8 protein-coding genes are annotated in these 7,780 nt (G+C 50.2%); all 8 read right to left on the reverse strand.

The features are described from left to right. Nucleotides 1-12: 12 nt before the first annotated feature. Complete coding sequence (gene mnmG, locus HP435_RS28585) at nucleotides 13-1,911, reverse strand: tRNA uridine-5-carboxymethylaminomethyl(34) synthesis enzyme MnmG (protein ID WP_173598909.1); 1,899 nt, start codon at nucleotides 1,909-1,911, stop codon at nucleotides 13-15. Between the two features lie 199 nt (nucleotides 1,912-2,110). Continuing rightward, nucleotides 2,111-3,487, reverse strand: coding sequence for a tRNA uridine-5-carboxymethylaminomethyl(34) synthesis GTPase MnmE (gene mnmE, locus HP435_RS28590; RefSeq protein ID WP_122962231.1), 1,377 nt, complete (start codon nucleotides 3,485-3,487; stop codon nucleotides 2,111-2,113). A gap of 309 nt (nucleotides 3,488-3,796) precedes the next feature. Then, a complete protein-coding gene (gene jag, locus HP435_RS28595; RefSeq protein ID WP_122962230.1) occupies nucleotides 3,797-4,426 on the reverse strand; it encodes an RNA-binding cell elongation regulator Jag/EloR in 630 nt (209 codons plus the stop codon). Then, nucleotides 4,423-5,181 carry a membrane protein insertase YidC gene (gene yidC, locus HP435_RS28600; protein WP_122962229.1) on the reverse strand — a complete coding sequence of 253 codons (759 nt, stop codon included), beginning with the start codon at nucleotides 5,179-5,181 and terminating at the stop codon, nucleotides 4,423-4,425. Before yidC ends, jag begins: the two co-directional genes overlap by 4 nt. 36 nt (nucleotides 5,182-5,217) lie before the next feature. Then, on the reverse strand, nucleotides 5,218-5,442 hold the full coding sequence (gene yidD, locus HP435_RS28605) for a membrane protein insertion efficiency factor YidD (protein WP_122962228.1): 225 nt from the start codon (nucleotides 5,440-5,442) through the stop codon (nucleotides 5,218-5,220). Nucleotides 5,443-5,446: 4 nt separating this feature from the next. After that, nucleotides 5,447-5,815 (reverse strand): ribonuclease P protein component, encoded by a 369-nt coding sequence (gene rnpA, locus HP435_RS28610; protein ID WP_063231695.1) that lies wholly within the window; start codon nucleotides 5,813-5,815, stop codon nucleotides 5,447-5,449. 110 nt (nucleotides 5,816-5,925) lie between these two features. After that, nucleotides 5,926-6,897 (reverse strand): nucleotidyltransferase, encoded by a 972-nt coding sequence (locus HP435_RS28615; protein ID WP_173598908.1) that lies wholly within the window; start codon nucleotides 6,895-6,897, stop codon nucleotides 5,926-5,928. Nucleotides 6,898-7,063: 166 nt separating this feature from the next. Beyond that, nucleotides 7,064-7,201 (reverse strand): 50S ribosomal protein L34, encoded by a 138-nt coding sequence (rpmH, locus tag HP435_RS28620; RefSeq protein WP_217022156.1) that lies wholly within the window; start codon nucleotides 7,199-7,201, stop codon nucleotides 7,064-7,066. Nucleotides 7,202-7,780 lie beyond the last annotated feature (579 nt).

Genomic DNA, 7,780 nt, shown 5'->3' on the forward strand with positions numbered 1-7,780 from the left:
TGGCTAATCTCCTTACTCCGCTGCCCCTACGCGTTTATACTCCAGATACACCATCAATACCGAGATGTCCGCAGGAGTAACCCCGGCGATACGCGCAGCTTGCCCGATGTTCAGCGGGCGGATATTGGACATGTTCTCGCGGGACTCTTTGGACAAGCCGGAAATTTGATGATAGTCGATGTCGGCTGGTATGCGGCGTTCCTCCATTTTCTTCATCCGCTCTACTTGCTGCAAAGACTTTTTGATGTAGCCATCGTATTTAATCTGGATTTCTACCTGCTCTGTCACATCGTCCGGCAAAACTTCCGGGGCTGGCACCATCGCCACAATGTGGCTGTAGTTGATCTCTGGACGGCGCAACAACTGAGCCAGCTCGATCACTTCTGTCAATTCCGGCGAACCGGCAGCGCGCAATACTTCCTGCACATGTTGCATATCAGGGCGTACACGCGTATTTTCCACACGTTCCTTTTCCTGCTCGATCAATCGGCGTTTTTCGTTGTAGCGTCTGTAGCGCTCTTCGCTGATCAAGCCGATTTCATAGCCGATATCAGTCAGGCGCAAATCGGCATTGTCGTGGCGCAAAAGCAAACGGTACTCGGCCCGGGAAGTGAGCAGCCGATACGGCTCATGCGTTCCTTTTGTCACGAGGTCGTCGATCAGCACGCCGATATACGCCTCTTCCCTGCCCAAAATGACAGGCGGTTTCCCTTGAACGCGGCGTGCAGCATTGATCCCGGCCATCAAACCTTGGCCCGCTGCTTCTTCATAGCCAGATGTTCCATTAATTTGCCCGGCAGTAAACAATCCCGGCAATTTCTTCGTTTCCAGCGACGGCCAAAGCTGTGTCGGCACAATCGAATCGTACTCGATCGCATAGCCAGGGCGCATCATTTTGACTTCTTCCATTCCGGCCATCGAGCGCAACATGGACAGCTGCACGTCTTCCGGCAAGCTCGTGGACAAGCCTTGTACGTACATCTCTTCTGTATTTCGCCCTTCCGGCTCCAGGAAGATTTGATGGCGTGGCTTATCGTTGAAACGCACCACTTTATCCTCAATAGACGGACAGTAACGCGGCCCGGTTCCCTCAATCATGCCGGAGTACATCGGAGCACGGTGCAAATTGCTATTGATCAAGCCATGCGTGTCTTCATTGGTATACGTCAGCCAGCAAGGCAGCTGGTCCATAATAAATTCTGTCGTTTCATAAGAAAATGCCCGTGGAACAGGGTCGCCAGGCTGAATCTCCATTTTGGAAAAATCAACGCTGTTTTTATGAACGCGAGGCGGCGTTCCCGTCTTGAAGCGAGTCATTTCAAAACCAAGCTCTTTCAAATGCAGCGCCAGGCGAATCGACGGGCGCATGTTGTTCGGCCCGCTCTCATACTGCAAGTCGCCAAGAATGATTTTTCCGCGCAAGTACGTTCCGGTAGTCAACACGACGGACTTAGCCTTGTAGCGAGCGCCTGTCTGGGTGATGACCCCTACGCATACTCCATCTTCGACGAGCAGCTCCTCGACCATGGCTTGGCGAAGGATCAAATTTGGCGTATTTTCAATCGTTTTCTTCATTTCGTGCTGGTAGGCAAACTTGTCTGCCTGTGCACGCAAAGCATGTACAGCAGGACCCTTTCCCGTATTCAGCATCCGCATTTGAATATGCGTTTTATCCGTATTTCGTCCCATTTCGCCGCCGAGTGCATCCAGCTCCCGTACAACGTGGCCTTTTGCCGGACCACCTACCGACGGATTGCAGGGCATATAAGCGACCGCATCCAGATTGATCGTCAAAAGCAGCGTGTTGCAGCCCATGCGTGCCGCAGCCAAAGCTGACTCACACCCCGCATGACCTGCCCCGATTACGATGACGTCAAACGAGCCTGCTTCATACGCAGGTACAGCGTTCATTTTGTTTTCCCCCTTGCTCATAAGTGCTATCTCGCATACAACTTTCTTTTCATCAAAACGATTGCGTCCTGCCAATACAGTACGACTTCCTTCTTGCCTGTGCCGCGAGCTTTCCTCGCTCTAACGGACTACGCGACATCGCCATGCCTGCATCCCCTGCTTGCGGCGAATGACGAACTGTTTCTTTTCTATTACCAGCCTACTTGCCCAGACAAAATTGCGAGAAAATCTGATCGATCAAATCCTCACCGACACTCTCTCCGATGACTTCTCCCAACAGCTCCCACGACTTTTTGATGTCAATTTGAATCATATCGACTGGCATCAGATCGTCAATGCCGCCGAGCGCCTCGTCAATCGCTCTTTCCGCCTGGCGCAGCAATTGAATATGCCGGGCATTGCTGACATACGTCAAATCATCCTGCTGTACACGGCCGCTGAAGAAAATTTCTCCGATCGCCTGCTCCAGCAAATCGATGCCTTTTTCTTCGCGCGCCGACGTCATGATGAGCGGCTGCTGTGGAAAATGGCGTTTGATCTCTTCCAGGTCCACTTTTTGCGGCAAGTCGAACTTGTTCACAATCACGATGACCTGAAACCCTTTTGCCGCTTCAAAAATCGCATAATCATCAGCTGTGAGCGGTTCGTTGTAGTTGATCACGAGCAAGACGAGATCCGCCTTTTGCAAAAGCTGCCGCGATTTCTCTACCCCGATTTTTTCCACGATATCGTCCGTATCGCGAATGCCTGCCGTATCAATCAGACGTAAAGGCACCCCGCGCACATTGACGTACTCTTCGATAACGTCGCGAGTCGTCCCGGCTACATCCGTGACAATCGCCTTTTCCTCTTGAACAAGGCTGTTCAAAAGAGAGGATTTCCCCACGTTTGGCCGCCCGATAATCGCTGTCGACAAGCCTTCACGCAAGATTTTTCCTTGCTTTGCGGTCTGCAAAAGACGTTGAATCTCGCTTTTTACCTCCAGGCATTTTCCGCGCAGGAAGTTTTGCGTAAACTCCTCCACGTCATGCTCGGGATAATCTAACGTTACTTCTATATGGGCCATGGCTTCAATCAAATTTTGGCGCAGCTGGCGGATCAAACGCGACAGCTTCCCCTCTACCTGATTCAGTGCCACCTTCATCGCTCTGTCCGTTTTCGCCCGAATCAGATCGATGACAGCTTCCGCCTGGGACAAATCAACGCGTCCGTTTAAAAACGCACGCTTCGTAAACTCGCCCGGCTCCGCCAGTCTGGCTCCGTTATCGAGAATCAGTTCCAGCACCTTTTCAACGGACACGATTCCTCCGTGACAGTTTACTTCCACTACATCCTCTCGCGTAAAAGTTCGCGGAGCCCTCATAACAGACACCAGCACCTCTTCCACCCGATCTCCTGTATGCGGGTCGTACAAGTGCCCGTAATGAATCGTATGGCTGTCCACAGTGGACAACCGCTGTTTTCCTTTATATATCTTATCCACAACTTCGAGCGCTTCCGCACCGCTTACCCGAATGACGGCAATGCCACCTTCCCCCATCGGCGTCGCAACCGCTGCAATTGTATCGAATTTCATGACCTTCACCTCAAGCTTTCCAATCAGACAAGTCAGCCACTAACTTATTAGCTTAACAGATCGCCTTGAAAAATTCCAAATGAAAGTGTAAATTTTACACCCTCTCTTCATCAACAGGAAAAAGCAACCCTGCCGTCCAAGGTTGCTGTCCGCTCTCGTTATCCACAGTATGATCTTTTTTCGAAAAGCTCAACCCTCGCTTTGATTTATCCACAGTGGACAACCGTTTGCTTCGACATAAGCTGCGCCTACATGCGCAAACGTCGACTTTTGTCGATAACACATTCCTTTTGACACAAAAAAAGAAGCCTAACGCGAGGCTTCTTTCGGTGCAATGACGATGTATCGGTTTGGCTCGTCTCCTTCGCTGAAGGTAACGACGTCCGCTCTTTTTTGCAAGAAGGCGTGAATTACTTTGCGCTCGGCAGCCGACATTGGCTCCAGCCGCACATCCCGTCTGGTCGACAAAGCTTTTTTCGCCACCCGGTCAGCCAGCTGCTCCAGCGTTTCCTTGCGGCGCATCCGGTAATTCTCGGCATCCAATGTGATGCGTACGTGTTTGTCCGCATGACGGTTCGCTACGACGTTTACGAGATACTGTAAGGAATCCAGAGTCTGCCCTCTGCGGCCAATGATGATTCCAAGGTTGCTGCCCTGGATATCAAACAGGATGCCCTCTTCATTAGTACGAGTCTCCACTTTGGCGTTCACCTTCATGTTAGACAAAACATCTTGAAGAAAGTCACGTCCCTGTGCAACCGGGTCGTAGTGGTATTCCACTTCCACTTTGGCGTCCTTCGCCCCAATCAGGCCAAACAACCCTCTGCTTGGTTCCTCCAGGACGCGAATACTCGCCTTTTCACGCGGTACACCCAATTCCAGCAAAGCTTTTTGCACAGCATCGTCTATCGTTTTTGCCGTAGCTACCACCTTTTTCACTTGGAGGTTCCCTCCTTGGGAGTAAGCTTATTGCCTTTATCACGATACAGGAAATACGTTTGTACGATAGTGAACAGGTTACCGTATACCCAGTACAGGGAGAGCGCAGATGGCAAGGTTACTGCGATAGCCAAAATCATCAGCGGCATCATGATCAGCATCATTTGCATTTGCGGGTTGCCCTGTGTAGCCTGTCCCATCATTTTCGACTGCAAGTAAGTCGTAACTGCGGCGATGATCGGCAAAATGTAGAACGGGTCTTTTTCGCCCAACGTCAGCCACAGGAAGGTTTGAGTCTTGATTTCTTCTGTTCGGATGATCGCGTGGTAAAAGGCGATCAGGATTGGCATTTGCACCAGCATCGGCAAGCAACCCGCGAGTGGATTGACGCCGTTTTTCTGGAACAGAGCCATTGTTTCTTGCTGAGCCTTTTGCGGATCGTTTTTGTGCTTCTCGCGGATTTTTTGCATTTCCGGCTGAAGCTCTTGCATTCTCTTGGAACTCTTGATTTGCTTGACCATCAATGGCAGTACGATCAAACGGATGATGACCGTCGCTACCAGGATACCAAAGCCGTAGTTGTTGCCAAGGATCAAAGCGCTTTCTTTAATCAACCAGGACAAGGGATATACGAGATATTTGTCCCAGAAGCCGGTTGCGTCAGGCCCGATTGGTGCAGCAGTCGTCGGGTTACAGCCTGACAGAACAAGAACCAGCATAGTCAGCATAATTATGCTGAGGGTACGTCTACTCAAGGGTGGTCCTCCTTTTCCCCGCTTCAGTGAGGTATGCTATTTGCGTTGATCCGGAACTGGATCAAACCCGCCCGGGTGGAACGGATGACATTTCAGGATGCGACGAAGAGCCAGCCAGCCTCCACGCCACGCGCCAAATCGGCGAACCGACTCGATCGCATAGTGTGAGCAGGTGGGCGCGAATCTACATGAAGGAGGCTTTAACGGAGATATGAACAGCTGGTATCCCCGAATCAACCAAACCATGATTTTCGCAACCATCGTTTCACCCTCTTTTTCCATTATGTACGGGTGCCCGTTTGATCACTTTGGCCCGCTTCATCACATGCAACAAAGATTGCTCAATGGCTTCAAGCGACATGTTTTCCACTCCCGGACGGGCGATGATGACTAGATCGAGGCCGAGTGGAATGACTGACTCCAACCGCGCTACCGCTTCTCGAATCAGCCGCTTGACTTTGTTGCGGATAACAGCGTTACCAATTTTTTTGCTGACGGAAATTCCAGCGCGAAAAGCAGCTTGTCCCTCCTGCTTGGCTGAATACAGGACAAATTGCTTGTTGGCAGCAGAAGTTCCTCGTTGAAAAACCGCTTGAAAGTGCTCATTTTTTTTGAGCCGGTGTGAACGATGCAAGGTAAACAACCCCTAACATCACAATTATAGTAGAAAACGCAAACAGCATCTACCAGTATATCCTTGTTTCGTCCACTTTTTTCCCAAAGTACACATACTTTGCAAGAAATTTAGCCGATTTTCGCGATCAGCTCGGCTCTTGCGCTTCGCAGTTCTGCCGCCTTCGCCTGATCCATCTGGAAAAAGCCCAGCTCCAGCAGCGACTCCCCAAGCCCTGGCGGAAGCTCTTGTCGATGCTCCTCCCACCAGTTGTCGGCGTCTGTGCTCGAATACAGCCAAACCGCTTCGGAAAACAACAGGAACCCCGCTTCGACATACTGCTCCTTCTGCAAAAGTCTTCCCATCTTCTGCTGCAAAAGAACATCGTTTTCCGCTCCGAGTGCGAACGCCTCTGGACCAGCCTTCGTTTGCAAGTGGGCACGATAATCGGAAAGCACCGCCAGCCCTTCCATAAGCGCTTCTCTTGCAGCGTATCTCACGGAAAAGTGCCGCTCAAGCTCCGACCAGCCGCCTAACCCACTCACGAGCTGGAAAAGCGCACGATCGCTGAGCTGTCCTTGCGAGACGAAAGCAATCAGCTGCATGGCCTCCAGCCACCCTGCCCATTCGAGCAAAGCAGCGGAGTACAAGCGCCCTTCTGCCAAAGCCTCATCTGCGATTCGCTCGTACTCCTCGACCGCCGCCCTCGCCTGTGCAATCATCTTCGCTTTTGCCTCTTCTGATTCGAGATAAGCACGCATCTGTGGAAACCAGTCTGCAAAGCAGCCAGTTGGATCTGCCACCAGCCGTGCTTCCTGCAAATAGCGCCAACGCCAAGGATTGTCGCGTACATCATCCGCAGTCGGCACAGGATGGACATGCAGCTGAATCAGTTGACCGCGAAACGAATGATTTTCGCTGCGGTGTTCCCTTGTTCCCTCCACAAAAAGGTTCAAGTCGAGATCGCTGAAGGCGTCTGCCTCCCCTCTCCCAACCGAACCTCCTGCATAGGCGCAAACTAAGTCAGGCAAAGCCAGCTCATGGACAAAATCACGGCCTACCCCAATAAAAAAGTCGGTGAAATTCTCTTCATTAGGCTTCATCGTCCCTCCCGCTCTTTTCAAACAGCATGAATCAAGAACTTTTTTGGTAGCTAGGTAATGATTCTCCACCAAAAGGTTCCACGCCGCGGCGAGACTTCCTCTTTCCACCTAAAAAAAGAATTTTCCGACATCATCTGGCAAACAAAAAGGCCACTGGAAATGTGGCCTACGCGGAAAGAACTTTTCTACCTCTTTGACGACGAGCAGCCAAAATTTTACGGCCGTTTTTTGTGCTCATGCGCTTACGGAATCCATGATCCTTTTTGCGCTTGCGATTGTTAGGGTTGAATGATGGTTTCATTATCGTATACACCTCCGTCTAGCACAGACATTCTTTTGCATTATAAGGACATATATAAAAAAAGTCAAGCAGCGATGGAATTTCCTTTCCAAGGCAAATATCCCCACAAAACTATTTCCCGGGTCTGTGGATATCGTTTTATCCACAAAAACAGGTTTCGACAACTTTATCTACAGCTTGTACACAAAATATAGATATGTGAATATGTGGCTAGTACCAGTGGTTGTGTTTGTGGATAAGTATGAAAAAACCATTGATGCCATGCCTTATATCTGTTATTATGTTTTTGTTTTGAAGCGTGAATAACTCCGATAGGCTAATCGGTTTTTCCACAGGGTGTGGATAAGTTTGTGGACAGATTCCTTCCTATGTGTATGTCGTTACACACAGGGATGAGGATAACCGTCTGCTTTTTTTCTCTTCTGCGAGCAGAATCCCTATTTTTCGACTTTTTTTATCCACAGTCGTCAAATACGACCGTGTTGACAATCGGGTCACACATATGCGGTTTTTGCAATTGTTATCGTTTATTTTTTATCGGTGATTTTTATTTTTCGGATGGCCCAAAAGGAGGGATTCTGG

This window comes from Brevibacillus sp. HD3.3A (assembly GCF_013284375.2).
In the GTDB taxonomy this organism is placed as follows: Bacteria; Bacillota; Bacilli; order Brevibacillales; family Brevibacillaceae; genus Brevibacillus; species Brevibacillus parabrevis.

Excerpts from the sequence above, each read along its gene's own strand:
- mnmG (WP_173598909.1), bottom strand. The coding sequence starts at position 1,911 with ATGAACGCTGTACCTGCGTATGAAGCAGGCTCGTTTGACGTCATCGTA.
- yidD (WP_122962228.1), bottom strand. The coding sequence starts at position 5,442 with ATGGTTGCGAAAATCATGGTTTGGTTGATTCGGGGATACCAGCTGTTC.
- mnmE (WP_122962231.1), bottom strand. The coding sequence starts at position 3,487 with ATGAAATTCGATACAATTGCAGCGGTTGCGACGCCGATGGGGGAAGGT.
- HP435_RS28615 (WP_173598908.1), bottom strand. The coding sequence starts at position 6,897 with ATGAAGCCTAATGAAGAGAATTTCACCGACTTTTTTATTGGGGTAGGC.